The sequence below is a fragment of the Amaricoccus tamworthensis genome (assembly GCF_049800875.1).
GTDB lineage: Bacteria > Pseudomonadota > Alphaproteobacteria > Rhodobacterales > Rhodobacteraceae > Amaricoccus > Amaricoccus tamworthensis.
In genome coordinates this window covers 639682-657113 of record NZ_JBNAFV010000001.1, presented here as the reverse complement: position 1 = coordinate 657113, position 17432 = coordinate 639682, and the positions used below count along the sequence as shown (strand labels likewise).

The 17432-nt window shown below is 61.6% G+C and carries 15 protein-coding genes; 7 read left to right on the top strand and 8 right to left on the bottom strand.

Annotated features, from left to right (window positions below):
* Positions 1–72: 72 nt before the first annotated feature.
* Positions 73–1422 (bottom strand): pentapeptide repeat-containing protein, encoded by a 1350-nt coding sequence (locus ACP15P_RS03120; protein ID WP_424927032.1) that lies wholly within the window; start codon positions 1420–1422, stop codon positions 73–75.
* A 218-nt stretch (positions 1423–1640) separates the two neighbouring features.
* Here ACP15P_RS03120 and ACP15P_RS03115 point away from each other — a divergent pair, with 218 nt between their 5' ends.
* Positions 1641–2627, top strand: a complete 987-nt coding sequence (locus ACP15P_RS03115; RefSeq protein WP_424927031.1) for a DUF808 domain-containing protein — start codon at positions 1641–1643, stop codon at positions 2625–2627.
* 12 nt (positions 2628–2639) lie between these two features.
* On the opposite strand, the gene ACP15P_RS03110 is transcribed toward ACP15P_RS03115, so the two are convergent.
* On the bottom strand, positions 2640–3074 hold the full coding sequence (locus ACP15P_RS03110) for a hypothetical protein (RefSeq protein WP_424927030.1): 435 nt from the start codon (positions 3072–3074) through the stop codon (positions 2640–2642).
* Positions 3075–3490: 416 nt separating this feature from the next.
* Positions 3491–3751: a hypothetical protein gene (locus ACP15P_RS03105; RefSeq protein WP_424927029.1), complete on the bottom strand. Its 261-nt coding sequence runs from the start codon at positions 3749–3751 to the stop codon at positions 3491–3493.
* A 217-nt stretch (positions 3752–3968) separates the two neighbouring features.
* On the opposite strand from ACP15P_RS03105, the gene ACP15P_RS03100 reads away from it, so the two are divergent.
* From ACP15P_RS03100 to ACP15P_RS03075, 6 genes are all read left to right on the top strand, one after another.
* Entirely contained in the window at positions 3969–4748 is a 780-nt protein-coding gene (locus ACP15P_RS03100) for an SDR family oxidoreductase (RefSeq protein WP_424927028.1), read from the top strand.
* Between the two features lie 76 nt (positions 4749–4824).
* Positions 4825–5952, top strand: a complete 1128-nt coding sequence (locus ACP15P_RS03095) for an ABC transporter ATP-binding protein (RefSeq protein WP_424927027.1) — start codon at positions 4825–4827, stop codon at positions 5950–5952.
* A gap of 118 nt (positions 5953–6070) precedes the next feature.
* Positions 6071–6286: a twin-arginine translocase TatA/TatE family subunit gene (locus ACP15P_RS03090; RefSeq protein WP_424927026.1), complete on the top strand. Its 216-nt coding sequence runs from the start codon at positions 6071–6073 to the stop codon at positions 6284–6286.
* Between the two features lie 32 nt (positions 6287–6318).
* A complete protein-coding gene (gene tatB / locus ACP15P_RS03085; RefSeq protein ID WP_424927025.1) occupies positions 6319–6720 on the top strand; it encodes a Sec-independent protein translocase protein TatB in 402 nt (133 codons plus the stop codon).
* The gene (gene tatC / locus ACP15P_RS03080; protein WP_424927024.1) at positions 6717–7577 is read left to right on the top strand and encodes a twin-arginine translocase subunit TatC; all 861 of its coding nucleotides are present in this window, start codon (positions 6717–6719) and stop codon (positions 7575–7577) included. Before tatB ends, tatC begins: the two co-directional genes overlap by 4 nt.
* A complete protein-coding gene (locus tag ACP15P_RS03075; RefSeq protein WP_424927023.1) occupies positions 7577–8431 on the top strand; it encodes an ATP-binding protein in 855 nt (284 codons plus the stop codon). The genes tatC and ACP15P_RS03075 overlap by 1 nt, the downstream gene beginning before the upstream one ends.
* 115 nt (positions 8432–8546) lie before the next feature.
* Here ACP15P_RS03075 and ACP15P_RS03070 read toward each other — a convergent pair whose 3' ends face one another.
* From ACP15P_RS03070 to ACP15P_RS03050, 5 genes are all read right to left on the bottom strand, one after another.
* Positions 8547–9692 carry a LysM peptidoglycan-binding domain-containing protein gene (locus tag ACP15P_RS03070; RefSeq protein WP_424927022.1) on the bottom strand — a complete coding sequence of 382 codons (1146 nt, stop codon included), beginning with the start codon at positions 9690–9692 and terminating at the stop codon, positions 8547–8549.
* A 30-nt stretch (positions 9693–9722) separates the two neighbouring features.
* Entirely contained in the window at positions 9723–10370 is a 648-nt protein-coding gene (locus ACP15P_RS03065; protein ID WP_424927021.1) for a protein-L-isoaspartate(D-aspartate) O-methyltransferase, read from the bottom strand.
* Positions 10357–11169, bottom strand: coding sequence for a 5'/3'-nucleotidase SurE (gene surE, locus ACP15P_RS03060; protein WP_424927020.1), 813 nt, complete (start codon positions 11167–11169; stop codon positions 10357–10359). The genes ACP15P_RS03065 and surE overlap by 14 nt, the downstream gene beginning before the upstream one ends.
* 144 nt (positions 11170–11313) lie before the next feature.
* Positions 11314–13032 (bottom strand): ShlB/FhaC/HecB family hemolysin secretion/activation protein, encoded by a 1719-nt coding sequence (locus ACP15P_RS03055; RefSeq protein ID WP_424927019.1) that lies wholly within the window; start codon positions 13030–13032, stop codon positions 11314–11316.
* Complete coding sequence (locus tag ACP15P_RS03050) at positions 13032–17387, bottom strand: MBG domain-containing protein (RefSeq protein WP_424927018.1); 4356 nt, start codon at positions 17385–17387, stop codon at positions 13032–13034. Before ACP15P_RS03050 ends, ACP15P_RS03055 begins: the two co-directional genes overlap by 1 nt.
* Positions 17388–17432: the final 45 nt, after the last annotated feature.

The window sequence follows — 17432 nt, the reverse complement described above, 5'->3', positions numbered from 1 at the left end:
ATTGGGTGTGTTGGAGGTGGTTGATCGACGCGGAGCGGATTGCACCCGGGCGAATGAGGACGATGTTTAAACTTAAAGTTTTACCAGCAGGGCTGTGACTGCGGAAATGATAGTTGCGTATGTGGCCAAGCCATCCATCCATGGTGGGCGATCTTCCAATGCGCGTTTAAGCCGAACCGCAACAGCAGCGAATACAGCTACTTTTTTTCTCTCGCTGCTCCACGGATAGATCGCTAAGTCCCTTGTCACGCCCGGTAAGCTGGGACCGATAACAGTTTCAATTGGCTCGGACGTGAGAAGATCAATAAGGTATTCTGTTGCAGCGAGAGAGGCATCAAGACTTTCTTCGGGTACGAGTTCCGCGTGATTAGGGTCTTCTATCCGACTGAGGATTGGGTAGAGGCCTAGCAGCGTCCTCGCCTCGGTCATGAAAACGTCAAAAAGGGCCTGATCCACATCAGAAAGCGCTTCCCGGTTTGGAGCCAACCTTTCAAGGGCAAGAATATTCGCCTTAACAACGACAATAAGGACGAGATCGTCCGGCTTGTTGACCTCCCGCTCGATCGCCTCAAAAATGGAACTTATGTCGCCAATAATTGGGGCAACATTGCCAGTTTGAGAGGCGCGGATCGAAATCTTGATCTGGCCGGCTAATTGACCAACGGCCTTCAACTGCTGTTTTTGAGATTCTTGTGGTACAGGCGGAAGAGCACGAATTGGAGTTGGATCGACCGCAACCAAATAGTTTTTTCGGTGTCTCTCGTCGTGCGTCCAGATGATATCGATTGGAGCTTCGATGTTGGAAAACCTTTCCTCAACATCGGTTGGGTGCCAATCATCCGTGAGGTGGTTAGGCGGGCGCGGCTCCGGCCAGTGATTTGGGTGGGTCAAACCCGGCGGCAATCTGACTCCGCGATCACCTATCATCAGGTTTAGTTGGCCTTGCGACAGACCCTCCAATTCCACCAAACTTGTAACCAAAAATGCTCCTCTTCCCGGAAGATCAGGTGAAAAAATAGACCTCACATCCGCATTTTTGAAGTTTGTCGAGGACGTGGCCAGTCCAGAAAATGTGCATGCTCTCAGAATCGAACTGTCAAAATTGGTGGATCGAAAGTTCCCATCAATGTTTGTTGTATGGCTCAAGTTGGCGCCATTTAAATCCGTTCCAAGGAAGTTTGAGTTATAAAACCGCACGCCTGAGAGGTGTGCTTTGTTCATTTTCGAATTGCTAAAATCACATTCGTTCAAGTTCATTTCGCGCAGAGGAGAGAAGAAATTAGGTGGGATCTCATCCGTACTAGGCAAAACGTTTCTCAAGTCGGTGTGACTGAAATCCGGATCGAAATTCTTCCGCTCCCTACGCGCGTTCCATGCCTCGACGCCTTCCAGAAGCCACTCAATATGTTGTCGGTTTGCCATAAATAAATCCTTCGGCCGTAATTGCCTGCAGGCCATGGTAAGGTGAGAGCCATTTGGACGGAAGGTTATATTCTTTTCAACCGTCCCGCCCACGATCCGGGGCTGGCGCCCCGGGGGGAACGGTTGGATGGGGCGTGGTATTGCTGCGGCTGGTAATCCTCTTTGGAACCGGTTTAGTTTTGGGCAGTTAAACTCCACACGGTCGGGGAGACGGATATTTGGCTACGGGACTGATTGCGCTTCTGGATGATGTGGTGGCGATTGCCAAGGTGGCGGCGGCGTCGCTGGATGATGTGGCGGCGAATGCGGCCAAGGCGGGGGCGAAATCCGCGGGCGTTGTGATTGACGATGCCGCGGTGACGCCACGCTACGTGGTGGGGTTTGCGGCCGAGCGCGAGTTGCCGATTGTGGCACGGATCGCGAAAGGATCGTTGAAGAACAAGCTGATTTTCCTGTTACCTGCGGCGATGATTTTGAGTGTCGTCGCGCCCTGGGTCATCACGCCGCTCCTGATGCTTGGCGGCATGTATTTATGTTACGAGGGGGCGGAGAAGGTGTTTGAGGCCTTCTTCCACGACGCGGCCCACAAGCATGAGGAGGCCGTGGGCGTCGCCGGTCTTTCACCCGAGGAGCTGGAGGAAAAGAAGGTCAACGGGGCGATCCGTACCGACTTTATTCTCTCGGCGGAGATTATGGCGATTGCGCTTGCCAATATTCCTGAGGCGGGCTTCGTAGGCAAGGCGGCGGCCCTGGCCCTGGTGGGCGTGGGCATTACGTTTGCGGTGTATGGATCCGTGGCGCTGATCGTGAAGGCCGATGACGTGGGCGTGGCGCTGGCTGCGAAGAAAGGGCCGGGCGTGTTTCGGGCGGCCCTGCGCGGATTTGGGCGCGGGCTGGTGACTTTCATGCCGCATTTTCTCAAGGCGCTGGCCATTATTGGCACGGCGGCCATGGTTTGGGTTGGTGGCGGTATTCTGATCCACGGGCTGGAGGTCTACGGCATCTTGGGGCCGGAGCATGTCATCCATGACATTGCCGTAGCGCTTGCCGGTGTGGTGCCGGAGTCGTTCAGGGGCGCTGTGGAATGGCTCACCGTCGCAGCGGCGTCCGGACTGTTTGGACTGGCCGCGGGCGCGGTGCTGATCCCGGTGGTCGAGCATTTGGTGGCACCCGTCGCGAAACGGGTGCTGCCGAAGAAGGCCTGATCCGGAGTTGAGTTAGTAGAGGCCGAGGAAGGACAGGCTGCCCGCTTTACGGGTCCGGTCCGGCGTGAGCCATTTGCGGGACGGCAGACCGTGCTCGCGGGCCGAAAACGGCTTGATGTCTGGATCCGGCATAACGCGGCCGGCGCTTTCCCAGGTGATGTAGAGGTGGTCAGCCGGATCAAAACCGGCGGCCTTCTGCTCGGAGAAGGCAAGATAGAAACGGCTCCAACCCTGCTCCACGAGCGCTTCGGGGGAAATTTCCCCGATCAGGCTCATGGCCTCGTTCGCCGAATCCGTAACCTGACGTGCCCAGGACAGGCGTGTGTTTTCAACGCAGGTGATGTCGATCCCGTGGTCGGGCAGTTCAGCTACTGAACCGTCCGGAAACCGGAACTGGGGATCGCCGCCAAGGGAAACGAGGTCCGCGTCCCTGATGGCGTCTATCACTGCGGGAATGTCCAAGGGTCGCCAGGCCAACTCAAACCTGTCTGCATGCGCCCGTTCCAGAACCTGTCTGGCCAAAGAAGTTTTCTGTAATATCAACAATACAATTCCACCCGAATCCTGAATCAGTTTTTAACACAATGATGTCAACTTGGCGAGACTCCGCCGATCGCGAAAATATGTCTTGGTTTTTCGTACCGGGTATTCCGATAATTTTGGAAAGTTAAAGAAAATAAGAAATACAGTTGGTTGCGTCAGGGTTTTAATACGGTTTGTCGTTTCGGTCGCTATACGGGGAATCAGTTCCCGGCCGCCGTGTAACGCATCCGTGAAAACATTATGACCCGGTCACGGGAGTGCCGCAACCGGGTCAGTGGCCATTTGCTTTGGGAGCAGTTTTGGGAAAAATGGCCGGGAGTTTAAATTTTTCTGTCGGTCTCTGACGTCAGTGCCGCCTGTGGTTTCAGGCTCTCGATGTAGCCGTTGGAGCGTTCCGCTCCTTTGGTTTCGGAGACATAGGAGCGACCATACTGGTCGTAGAAGGTGAAGTTGCCGGTCTCTCCAATCGATGACACCGGTTTTTCCGCCCCGGTTTCATCGGTGAACGCGGGCGTGAGCGCGTCGGGTCCCCTTGTTATTGCAGATACTGACCGTACCGTGCGTCCGGTTGAATCCATCATTACATGTAATCCCGTCTTTACTTGCGGATACCGGGGTACATGACGCTATGCTCAAATAAAAGATTAACGTTCCTTCACCATTAAGCGGCATTTACCGTGGTTTTGTCTGAATGGCGGTTGTCCCCATATCTCCGTCCACCGGTGTGCGCTTCCGGTTGCGGAGGCCGGCAATGCTGCATAGCCTGTGCGCGAAATTTGCATACAGGGGGTAACACCGATGGATCTTGGTATCAGGGGGCGCAGTGCGATTGTCTGCGCCGGGTCGCGCGGACTGGGCCGGGGATGTGCGGAGGCGCTGGCCGAGGCGGGGGTCGATCTGGTCCTGAACGCCCGCAATGCCGACGTCCTGGAGCAGACGGCTGGCGATTTGCGCGACGGCTACGGCGTCAACGTGACGGCCGTGGCCGCGGATATCACCACGCCCGATGGACGCGAGCGGGTTCTGGCCGCGGCACCGGATGCGGACATTCTTGTCAACAACGCGGGCGGTCCGCCGCCGGGCATGTGGAATGACTGGTCGCGCGATGATTTTGTTGCCGCGCTCGACGCAAACATGCTGGCGCCGATTGCCATGATGCAGGCTCTTCTGCCGGGCATGTGCGAGCGTGGCTGGGGCCGTGTGGTCAACATTACGTCCGCATCGGTCAAGTCGCCGATTGGCGTTCTGGGGCTGTCAAACTCCGCGCGTGCGGGGTTGACCGGGTTTGTCGCCGGGACCAGCCGCCAGGTCGCGCCGAAGGGTGTGGTCATCAACAACCTTCTGCCAGGAATTCATGCGACTGACCGGGCCGACAGCCTCGATGGCGGTGTCGCGAAGTCCGAGGGCATTACCATCGAGGAGGCCCGGAAACGTCGGGAGCAGGGCATTCCGGCGCGGCGGTATGGCAGTGCGAAAGAGTTCGGGGCGACCTGTGCTTTCATGTGTTCGCAACATGCCGGGTTCATGATCGGTCAGAACATTCTGCTCGATGGCGGGGCGTTCAACAGCACCATCTGATACTTGCCTCACATGCCTTCGGTTGTTATTTGCGCCAATGACTGATTGATTTAATCAGATATGAGGTGCGCGATCCATGACTGAGCCGGCAAAGATGCCAGAGGTCGTCCTGTCCGTCAGCGACATTCATCACGATTACGGTGATGGTGCGGTGCTGGATGGGGTGTCCCTGGATCTGCGTCAGGGTGAGGTGACCTGTCTGCTGGGGCCTTCGGGCTGCGGCAAGTCGACGCTTCTGCGGATTGCTGCGGGTGTCGAGCGCCAGGTGTCGGGCACGGTTGAGGTCAATGGCGAACTGGTCTCCGGGCCACACCTTCATGTTCCGCCAGAGGGACGGGGCATCGGCCTGATGTTCCAGGACTTCGCGCTCTTTCCGCACCTGACGGTCAGCCGCAACGTGGCCTTTGGCATGAACGGGGCAACCACGGCGCGGAAGGCAAAGGTTGAGGAACTGCTCGAACGGGTTGGGCTTGGCGGCTATGGCGACAGGTATCCCCATCAGCTCTCAGGCGGTGAGCAGCAGCGCGTGGCACTGGTGCGGGCGCTGGCGCCCGGGCCGTCGATCCTGCTGATGGATGAGCCGTTTTCGGGGCTCGATAACCGTCTGCGGGACGGCATCCGGGACCAGACACTGGAGATTTTGCGCGAAGAGGGCACGGCGGTGATGCTGGTGACCCATGAGCCGGAAGAGGCCATGCGCATGGCCGACCAGATCGCCCTGATGCGCGGTGGGCGCATATTACAGGTGGGTGGCCCGTACAACATCTACAACGCGCCCGTGGACCGTAAGGCCGCGGAGTTTTTCTCAGACGTGAATGTCATTCACGGCGTAGTGCGTGACTTCCAGACGGAAACACCGTTTGGTCAGTTTCTGACACCCGGTCTGACGGATAATGCGGATGTTGAGATCATCATCCGGCCGCAGCATCTGAAAATGGATTTCGACCGTAATGGGCGCGGCCCGCTCCCCACGGCGTCGGACGGTATTCCCGCGCGTGGCAAGGTCACGCGGGCGCGGTTTATGGGCAATCTGAGCATTGTTGACCTCGAAATGGACCACGATGGCTCACCGCTCAAGGCCACGATCCCTGGGGTTTTCCTGCCGAAACCCGGCACTCCCCTGTGGCTGTCACTGAGGCGGGACCGGTGTTTTGTGTTCCCCTGCGAGAAGCAGAGCCGGGTGGAAAATCCTTATTTTGCGTGATTCCCGTGTGCGTTAATGCTGATTCGGGTTTGAATGCGTCTTAAAGACGCCATATGTAGACGGTAAATGGACCTGAGCGCCAAAAAGGCGGTTGTGGTCCGCCCTGGGAGTTAGAGACATGCTTAACAATATCGGACCTGCGGGTCTTCTTCTCATCGCCATCGTGGTGCTGGTTCTGTTCGGACGAGGCAAAATCGCGAACCTGATGGGTGAGGTTGGCAAGGGAATTACCAGCTTCAAACGTGGCATCAAGGAAGGCACCGACGAGATCGAGAACGCCTCCAAGGCCTCCGACGACGCGCGTGACATCACGCCCGAAAAGGAAAAAGTCTAAGTCCTGACACTGGTTCGGGCGGGGCCTGATACATGTTCGACATTGGTTGGTCGGAACTGGTACTTATTGCCATTGTGGCGCTGATCGTGGTCGGCCCGAAAGAGTTGCCTGCTCTGTTTCGCACGGTTGGTCAGTTCGCCGGCAAGGCCCGTGGCATGGCGCGGGAGTTTCAGCGCTCCATGGAGCAGGCGGCAAATGAAAGCGGCCTGAAAGAGGCGGCGGATGGTTTGAAATCCGTGGACCGGCTCAATTTGAACTCCGCAACGAGTTCGGCCCGGAAATACGCCGAGAACACTATCAAGGGCAATAAACCAGACAACAGCACCACCGCGGCCCCGGCGAAGGCTGACGGCGGTGAGGGTGAGGCTCCGGCAACAACGCCCGCACCATCGGAAGCACAGGCCAAAGAGCCGGCTGGAACCGACAGCAAATGAACAAAGACGATATTGACGACTCGACAGCCCCGCTGATCGAGCATCTGGCGGAGTTGCGCACGCGGCTGATCTGGTCGGTTTCCGCTTTTGCGGTCTGTATGATCCTCTGCTTCATGGTCGCCGGTCCGATTTTCAACTTCCTGGCCCGTCCGTTGCAGCAGCTTCTGATTGCCAACGGTCAGGAGCCGGACCTGATTTTTACCGGGCTGCAGCAGGGCTTCATGACGCAGATCCGGATTTCGGTGTTTGGCGGCTTCTGTCTGGCCTTCCCGGTTATTGGGTTTCAGCTTTGGCGGTTTGTGGCTCCGGGGCTGTACCGGCAGGAGAAGAACGCGTTTTTGCCGTTCCTGCTTGCCTCACCGGCCCTGTTTCTGCTTGGCGCGGCGTTTGCGTATTACGTGGTCCTGCCGCTGGCCTTTGACTTCTTCCTCGGCTTTCAGCAGTTCGACGACAGCGGCAACATGGTTCAGGACGATGTGAACATTCAGTTCCTGGGTACGATCAACGAGTACCTTGGTCTGACCATGAAATTCGTGATTGCGTTCGGTCTGTGTTTCCAGCTGCCCGTTCTCCTGACCCTGATGGGGAAGGCGGAGCTGGTCTCGGCCAGTGGGCTGGGCGACATGCGCAAATACGCGGTGGTGGGCATTCTGGTGCTCGCCGCCCTCGTGACGCCGCCGGATGTGGTGACCCAGGTGATCCTGTTTACGGTTGTCTACGGACTCTATGAGGTGTCGATTTTCCTCGTGAGGATCGTGGAAAAGAGACGTGAAGCCTCGCTCAAAGCCCAGGGGCTCTGGGATGAGGAACTGCATGGGTCAGGTTCCACCGAGCCTGCGGCTAAGGATCAGGCGTAATGGCGTCACAGGACGCGATGACGCGCATTGCCGAGGCTCTGGAACGGATAAGCCCGCCGGGCATTGGTACACCGGATCTGGATGCGGCGGAGGCGTTTGTCTGGCACGTGTCGCCGGACCGGCTGGAGCCGGTGCCGGTGGTGTCGAGGGTTGATATCGGGCTTCTCGTTGGGATTGAGCGGTCCCGTGATACCCTTCTGGCCAATACGATGCAGTTTGCGAAGGGGTTCCCGGCAAACAACGTGCTGCTCTGGGGCGCGCGGGGTATGGGCAAGTCCAGCCTGGTTAAGGCCGCTCATGCTGAGGCGGCGAAGGCGGCGCCGAGCGTGAAACTGATTGAGCTGCAGCGTGAGGATCTGCCCAGTATCGGGCGGCTTTTGAACATCCTGCGTGGCTCGTCAAACCGGTTTATCCTGTTTTGCGATGACCTGTCCTTCGACAAGGATGACAGCCACTACAAGAGCCTGAAGGCGGTCCTTGACGGCGGTATCGAGGGGCGGCCGGAGAACGTGGTGCTCTATGCCACGTCGAACCGCCGGCACCTGATGCCCCGCGACATGATCGAGAATGAGCGGCAGAGTTCCATCAACCCGACCGAGGCGGTGGAGGAGAAGGTTTCACTTTCCGACCGGTTTGGATTGTGGCTTGGCTTCCACGCCTGCGATCAGGATAATTTCCTGAGCATGATCCGGGGCTACTGTGACGCTTACGGGATCGATATCGACGATCAAACCCTGCGCGCCGAGGCCGTGGAATGGAGCCAGACCCGCGGCGGCCGCTCGGGCCGCGTCGCCTGGCAGTACGTGACGGATCTGGCCGGACGCCGGGGCGTAAGGCTGTCGTCGCAGGGGTGAGGCCTGACCCGCCGACCGCGACTTCTCATTACTTATGAGTTTTTAGGCGAGGCGCAGGGTTGTCCGCCGGAATCCTGCATGTGCTGGATTCCGGACAGGGAGCCCCTCGGGGCCGCTACTGAATATATGGGGTCGGGTCCACGCTGTTGGCGCCGCGGAAGACGTCGAACTGGAGTTCGGGGCGGTCGCGGTCGGCGACCTTGCCGATGACCTGGCCGGCGCTGACAGGGTCGTCCTTGCTGACCGTGACGTCCGAGAGGGTGCTGTAGGTGGTCATCAGGTCGTCATTATGACGGATGAGCACGATGGTTCCCATACCGCCGATTTCCTCCGAGACGAGGGCGACGGTGCCGTCGCCGGCGGCTTTCACGCTGGTGCCTGCGGGCACGGAATAGCCGACGCCATTGGGGCTGCCGGCGTCATAGGCGCGTGTGACGCCCGCGGAGACAGGTGCGCTGAGTTTGCCGCCCGCGGGTGTGCGGTACTGGCTGAGATTGGGCGATTCCGGGTTTGCGGCGGCGGTGACGTCCTCGGGCAGCGGTTCGGCCGCGGCGGTGGGCGCTGCAACGGCGGTGGTTTCACCGGGTTGAGTGTCGGTGGAGCCGGAGATGCGATTCGCGTCACTGACGATGGGAATCAGAAGTTCCTGGTTCTCACGTACCATCAGATCTGGGCCGAGGCCGTTCCACGAGGCCAGCGCCGTAACGGACACGCCGTAGAGCCGGGCGATGGAATATGCCGTTTCGCCGGACTCGACACGGTGACGGACCGGGTCGATGAGCGGTTCGGTCTGACCGTTGTTGAATGGGGTTTGCTGCGGGTTGGCACCCTCAATGGCGGCGGCGGCCGCATCGGGGCTCCACTGGTCGAGCGTTTCGGTTCCGACCTGGCCGTTGTCAAACCCGGTGGCCGTTGTGGTGGGACGCGGGACGCTGGCGGGCAGCAGAAGCACCTCGCCCGCGCGCGGGATATAGTTCTCCGGCAGCGCGTTGGCGCTTGCGATTTCCGCGGGTGTCGTGCCTATGCGCTGCGCGATGGTGTCGATGGTGTCGCCGCTGCGTACCACCGCCACCTGATAGCTGGCATAGGTGATGACGCCGCGGGCGTCCGGGGTCAGGTTGGGGGCTGCGGGGGCCGCGGCCTGTGTGGAGGAACCGCCGCTCGGGACCGAAACGCAGCCCGACAGCAGGGCAAAGGCCCAGGTTACGGCGATGGCCGGGGCAAGCGCGGATTTCCGCGTTGCGGTGCGGTTGTATTTCATCGTGGTTTCCCCAAACCCAGGCTGAACTGGTCAATCCAATACATCATGTGCCACGCCTTCCACAAGGGGAACGAACCTCACGGATCCGAGTTCGGTGTAATCGAGGCCGGATTCCGAGCGTGTAATCTTGATGAGTGTCTGTATGGAATGGCTCTGCCCCACAGGTAGAACCATGATGCCACCCATGCGGAGCTGATCCGTCAGGGTGCGTGGTGGATCCTCCGCCGCGGCGGTCAGAAGGATGCGGTCGAAAGGGGCCTGTTCCGGCAGTCCGAGCGAGCCGTCGCCATGCACAACGGTGATATTGTGGCGGCCCAGTCGCATCAGGAGTTCGCGCGCGGTGCGGGCGAGGCGCTGGTGGCGTTCGACGGAGTAAACGCGGCGGGCGAGGTGGGACAGGATCGCGGCCTGGTAGCCGGAGCCGGTGCCGATCTCAAGCACCTTGCATCGATGCGTGACCTCCAGCGCCTGGGTCATCAGGCCAACCACGGTGGGCTGACTGATGGTCTGGCCGCAGGAGATGGGCAGGGGCGTGTCCTCGAAGGAGCGGTCCTGGAAAATCCCCTCGACAAACGGCTCGCGTTTGGTGGCCTCCATGGCCTTGAGAACGTCGGAGTTCGTTACACCGCGCGAGCGCAGCTGAAACACGAACTGCATCTGCCGTTCAAAGTCCTCCATTGGCACCCCAGGACCGGTTTAGTGTTTGAGAGAGAGGGTCGATCATGTCATGGGCGGTCAGATCCGGGACCAGCGGGGTGACCGTGATCCAGCCATCGTGACATTCACGGGCGTCGCCGCCCTCGGCAACCGCGGCATTGCCGTGGTTATGTGTAAGCCAGAGGTATCTGCGCCCATTGGGGGCGGTCTGTGGCTGCACGCCAAAGGTGGGGCCGGGGCGGCTGCCCTGAAAGGTGGTTTTGATGCCCCTGGTGGCCTCGGCCGTGACGGCGGGGAAATTCACGTTGTAGAGCACACCGCGTCCGCGGTCGGTCCAGCGGTCGGCCTCGAGCAGGCTGCGGACGACTTCGGCTCCATGGGCGCGGGAGGAATCAAACGCGTCCTTTCCCTCGCCGTGGTCGGGTCCATAATACTGGGACAGGGCGATGGATTTGACGCCCTGAAACATGCCTTCTAGCGCGCCGCCAATCGTACCTGAATAAAGTGTGTCCTCGGCCACGTTGTGGCCCCGGTTGACGCCGGAAATCAGCAGGTCGGGGGGCTCGCCGCCCATGACGTCGAGAATGCCCGCAATGGCGCAGTCGGCCGGGGAGCCTTCAACGGCGAAACGCCGGGGTCCAAGGGGTTCGATGCGCATGGCGCGGACGTAAGAGACGCAGTGCGAGACGGCGGACTGTTCGAACGCGGGGGCCACGACCCAGACCTCATCTTCCGGGCCTGCGATGCTGGCCGCAATTTCCTCAGCGACCTTCAGCCCCGGTGCCGAAATGCCGTCGTCGTTGGTGAGGAGAATGCGCATTCTGGAACTCCGGAAACTACAGCCTTCTCCGCGTTCTAGGGGATAGGTTGATGCAGGTCCAGCGTCGGAGGCCGGTGGGACACGGATTGAGGCGCGGAAAGGGGAATTTCCGCGCCCCCGGGGGCCATGGAGCGCACTTTCGCGTCAGAAACGCGCGACCGCTCCGATGTAGAAGCGCGTCTCGTGGCCGGTGTCGGTCGTGTCGTTTGCCTGCCCGCGCACCTGGTGGGCGATCTCCGGCGTTAGCGTGAGCCAGGGGCGGATGTCGATGCGGGCGCCGATGCCGACGGAGGCGAGCGTTTCCCACTGTTCGCCGTCGCGGTCTTCCGAGCGGTCACGGGCGCGTCCGTAGTCTCCGAAAGCGTAGAGCTGTGTGGCTTCGAGGTGCCGTTTCACCACGCTTTCGTAAAGGTTTTTGCGGACCTCGACACGCAGGCCGAAGCCGGAATCCCCTGACGTGTTGCCGGGCGCGAAACCGCGTCCGATGGTTCCGTTGCCGAGCGAGAACCGTTCCGAGTTGGGCAGGATGTCGGCCGCGTACTGACCGATTATCTCACCCCAGAGAGCCCAGCCGTCGGTACCGAGGCGCTGAAGCCGGGAGAGGTTGGCGGTGGCGAGAATAAAATCGACGTCGGGCTGGTCCGGGCCGTCATAGTCGATGCGTGCACCGCCCACGTCCAGACCCTTGCGGATGGCTGCGTCGAGCAGGGTGACGCCGCCGAAATCGTCGGCAATGTCCCAGGTCGCGCGCATGTCGAGAACCACCAGTCTGTCGGTTTCGTCGGTGGTCTCCGTACCTGTTTCCGCGTCGAAATCGGTGGCGCTGTCGCTCTGGCGGAAGCCAATGCCAACGCGGCCAAACAGGTTTTGTGAGCGTGTGCGGATGAACGGGACGGTCATGCCAAGACGCAGGTTGCTTTCGTCCAGGGTGACGGTGAGTTCCTCCGGCGTGCCGCTTTGGGTCAGGTCCGGATCGGAGCGGGAGATGTTCCCCGACAACTCCATGCGTGCGCCGTCGAGGACGGTTCCGGACAGGGCCGCGAGTGGTATTTCGACCGTGGCGGAGCCATAGGCGATGGAGAGGTTGTCAGGCGCGACCGTCACCAGGCTGTCGATGCGCTCGTTCAGGCCCAATAGGTTGTAGCTCCGCGATCCGCCGCTGAGAGTCCAGGTGCCGTAGAGCCGGGACCCGCGGTTGTCGAGCGTGGTAAACCAGGAAGTGGGCTGCGGTTCAATCAGCACACCCAGATTTGCCGCACCAAACGTGTCCGGCGACGGCTCGAGCACGGTTTCAACCGAGGCGCCGAAACTGTCGCGCGAGAGAAGAACGCCGCGTTCCAGCGTGGAGAGGCGCAGGGGGCGGTCCTCCGGGATTGGTGTGAAATAGCGTTGGGCGAGGCGCTGCTGTGCGGCGTTGTCGGTGGTGATCTCGACGTTGTTTATGAAGCCTTCGACCACGAGAATGCGGACGATGCCGTTTACCACCGTTTGTTCGGGGAGGATGGCCTGGGTGAGTATGTAGCCTTCGGCGCGGTAGGTGGCACCGATGCGCTGGGCCACGTTCTCGAGGGTCGCGACCGTCACCGTGGAGCCGATCAGGTCCGCCCAGATTGGTTTGAGCCGGTCGATGGGCAGGGCGGTCGCTCCATCGAGGCTGATGCCGTTCAGAACGAGGCCGGGTGCCGTTGTTTTTTCGGCGATGTCGACCGGTCCGGTGGGGCCGGGTGCGGGTTCGGCGGAGACCTCGCGTTCCGGAGCCGGAAGGACCGACGGGTCCGGGGGCAGCAGGTCGGCGGGCTGGCCCAAAGCGCCAAGGGGCATTCCAAGGGCAATCGCGGATGCGGAAAGAGCCGTGCGGTTCATCAGTTGAAGCCTCCGCCAGAGGTGGTCCAGTAGGATTCCGGTACTGTTCGGCGTGCACAGTTCGCATCGGTGGCGGCACCACGGCTGATGGCGCCGGAACAGGTGCCGTCGATCTCTTCCGGTTCATCACCGGGCTGTGCCTGGCCTGAAGCGGGCACAAAGCCTTCGGTGTCGTCCGCGGCCGTGCCTGAAGCCGGGACAAATCCCTCAGTGGCGGTGTTTGGCGCGGTCGGTGCGGCGGTGGCGGCGGGTGCCTCGCCCTCGGGCGCAAGCTGCACGATTTCGCCGAGGGAGTAGGAGAGACCGAACGTGTCGGAGGCGGCGGGCGGCGCGTCGATTTCGGTCGTGCGGAAGCTTGCGTCTCCGGGCGTCAGGGGCTCGGCGCCATGCTGCAGGGCGCGGGTGGTCCCGGTTGTTGAGGTGGCTCCTTCCGCGTCGGGAGGTGCGGCGGGCAGCACGGTGAGACTGCCGTCCACATAGCTCAGGCCGTAATTCGATGAGGTGAGGCCGGAGCCGGAGATGGTGTACTCGCCGGCGGGGCTTGTCGCGTTGGCCTCTGTGGTCATGACAAGTGTCCCGTCGAGATCGGACGGGTCATCGCCGACCGCGAAGCCGCTGAAACTCGCCGTGAATTCGGGGTTGGTTCGGCCCGCGTTACGCACGGCGTCGTCGACGCTGACGGTGAGTTCCGCAGGATTGACCGTCAGGGTGCCATCGACCCAGGTGATGTCGTAATTGCCGCTGGCGAGGCCCGACGGGGACACGCCGTAGTCGCCGACGCTGGAGCCGCTCGATGCGGATGTTGCAAAGGCAAGGTCGCCCGCAAGGTCGTCGGCCGTATCGCCGTTCACGAAGCCCGACATGGCGGCCGTGAATTCGGGATTGTTGGCGCCGTAGGTGCGGTTCGCGTTGTCCGCGGTGATTGTCAGGTCCGCTGGCGTGACCGCGAGAGTGCCGTCGACATATGTGATGTGATAGTTGCCGTCGGTGATGCCGCTCGCCGTAATACCGTATTCGCCGGCATCGGCGGAGGCGTCCGCGGCGGTTGTCACGGTCAGGCTGCCGTCGAGGTCGGTTGCGCTGTCACCGGCCACAAGGCCGTCAAAATCGGCGGTCAGGGCGGGGTTGGCGGCTCCGTATGTCCGGCTGGCGTCGTTGGCGGTGATGGTCAGGTCAGCGGGGGTGACGGTGAGCGTGCCGTCAACAAAGCTGAAGATGTAATTGCTCTCGGGCTCGGCCTGCGGCGTGATTGCGTAGGTTCCCACGTCTGAGGTCTCGGCCGCTTGGGTGGTGAGGGTGATGTCGCCCGTCAGGTCGCCCGCATCCTCGCCGTTGACGAAACCGGTGATCTCAGCGGTGAACTCCGGATTTGGCGCACCGTAGAGGCGGGTTGCGTCGTTGGCTGTGACCGTGAGGGTTGCGGGATCGACGGTGATGACGCCATCCACGAGGGTCACGAGGTAGCCGCGGTTGGATGGTGTGGCCTCAATATCGGAGACGTAGCTGCCGACCGGCGCATCCGCATCCGTGCCCTCGCTGTACGTGTCCGGGCCGGCGGCGAGGACGCTGTCCAGGCTGTCACCCGGTCGCAGTCCGGAGACGGACCAGGTGGCCTCAACCTCGTTGCCGTAGGGCTTGGTGAAGGAATCTGCCGTGAGGGTCAGGACGGGCTGCTCGCCATAGATAATGCGGTTTCCGCCAAGATTGATCGAGAAGGGCGGATTGGTGGCAAAGGGCCGGCCGTATATGTCGAATTCCCTCGGCCCAGGCTCGGTGCCTTCCATACCGTCGAATTCGTCCATGTAGAGCAGCCAGCGGGAATTGGGATCGACGGTCAGCAGCGCCTCGGGGCCGGACTCGTTGATGAACCTGCGACCGGCGGCGACCACCACGCTGTCGCCCGGGTTGGTTCCCATAAGCTGCGTCCCGGTGCGCAGGGCAACCATTTCCTCGGCCAGTAGGGAGATCTCCGGAGCTACAACCGGGCCGGAAATGTCAATGGTTCCGGACAGTGTGGTGCTGACGGACAGTGGAGCGGTTCCGGTGTAGGAGCTGTCGCCGGAGAGGGTGAAGCTGGCATCCTCGTCCAGGCTGAAGGTGGGTTGGACGAGGGCGCTGATATGGCCCTCAAGGTTTACTTCGCCGCCATTGTCCGCGCCCGTGCCGGAGCGGACCTCGCCGTCCCAGATCTGGTTTTGTGCCCGAAGCGTCAGCGAACCGCCGCGGAGCGCTGAGATTTCGGCATTTTCCGGCTCGCCCGCGTTTGAGAGCAGAATAAAATCCGCATCGACGGAAAGATGCCCGTCGCGGCCCACCTGCAGTTCAGCGGAGGAGTTGGATCCCGTTCCGCCTACGATCTGGACGGTCGGGGCGGTGAGGGAGGTCTCACCACTGCTGCTGGAGCGGCCCACGCGAACCCACTGATTGTTGGCGACACCGCCCTCGATCCGGATGGCGTCCCCTGCGGTAATCTCGGCATTGCCGCGCCGGGCATAGACCTGAATGTTGGTCGCCCGCTCGGCCGCGGCGTTTGCGCCTGCCACCACGGAACCGTTGGGAGCGTTGATGAAGAGCGGCCCCTCGACAGTCGATACAATCGTGCTGCTTGATCCATTGTCTCCGATGAGAACGTCGCCGGTGGTGGCGGTCATCGACAGGATGCCCTCGTCAAGCGTGCGCACGTTTTCGTTGATTGTGATGTCCCGGTCGGCGGTCAGGGTGATATTTCCGTTGTCCCGCGACTGCAGGCGTTCGTTTACGACGATGTCCCGTCCGGCTTCGAGTGTGAGGCTGCCAAATTCGGGTGCCACCCTGTCATTCGCGACTACATCGCGGTCCGCGCTGAGGGTGAGTGAGCCGAGGCCTTCCCAACGGATCTGTTCGGCGATGGTGATGTCGCCGGCCTGCTGCGCGCCCGGGTCGCCGGCTACCGTGCCGGTGGCGTCCGTGTTGATGGTCACGTCGGTGCCGCCAGCGAGCGTGTTTTCCAGTGCCTCCGCATCGACAAACCACGGCCCATCGCCATCGGTGGGATTGTTCACGCCGCCTGACGCGTCGCTGCCACCATCGGTGATGATGACGTCTCTCGGGTCGAGCAGCCACTGGCCTCCAGGGCCTGCGGACACGTCGGCATGGACACCTATGCCAAGCTGGTATTTGCCGGATGTCTCGATAAATCCGCCGGTCGTGCCGCCGCCCGCCCTGATGATGCCGTCAAACCAGGTGCCGTCCCCGGACCAGGCGACGACCGTACCGCCGTCGCCGGTCGTTCCCGTGGCGTTGATGCGGGCGCCGTTGTCAATGGTGACCGTATCCGCCTCGGCCAGATCGCCGGCGCCGCGCAGGCCACCTCCGATCCGGGCAGTACCGCCATCCTGGCCGCCGCGGACGTTCACGCGGGCGTCCGACGTCAGGTGAACGGATTGGCCTGTGATGTCGACATTGCCGCCGGTGGTCGCGCCGCCGGCACTGACCGTGCCGCCGATGCGCACGGTACCGTTGCCGCGTCCCTCCAGGCGTATGGTTCCGCCCTGACCGGAGGAGGAGGTCGCGCGGATGACGCCGCTGGTGTTGATGGCGCTGTTCAGAGCGCCGGATATTCCGCCGGCCGTGATCAGGACCGTTCCTTCAGAGGCGTTTATGGAACCGGTATGTTCGACGCCGCCATCGGCTGAGCGCCCGGAGGTCGCGATCTGGAAGGTGCCGTCGCCGGAGAGATCGATGGTTGTCCGTGTGCCGGAGGCGAGGGCCACGGTGCCGCGGCGGGCGACAATTGCGCCGTGGTTTTTGACGTCGCGACCGACTAAAGCAGCCAGTCCGGCTTCGCCCACGGTGATGCGGCCCTCATTGACCACCTCGGCGCCCGAAAGCTCGCCCCCGCCGATACGGTAGTTGCCGGTGCGGTCGAAGTGACTGGCATCGACCTGCTGGCTGGTGGCGACCAGACCGCCCACATCGAGGCGGGCCGTGCCGGAGAAGATGACGCCTGCCGTGTTTTGGATGATGACCGTGCCCGGGGCGGTGATTGCGCCGTCGATTGCGCTGGCATGACCGGAATGGACGCGGTTCAGGGTGGCCGAGTCGCGGCCGGGCTGATCAAATACCACATGGTTGTCGCGCCCGACATCGAAGCTGCGCCAGTCGATGACGGCGCGATTGGAAGACTGGTTAACGGTCGTGGTGCCGTCCGAGTGGTGGATTTCCGCGTTGCCGGTGACGACCCTGCCGCCCCTGGGTGAATCCGCCTGGGCTGTACCGGTGCTCAAGGCCAGCAGGGAAGTGCAGGCAAGCAGCGCGCTCCGGGTGGTGTGGCGAAGATATGTATCTGATTTGCGTGCGTTTTCCGAAAAAATCATGCCTGTCTGGCTTTCCCTTTTTCAGTCAGGGCACGTGGCCTGCGG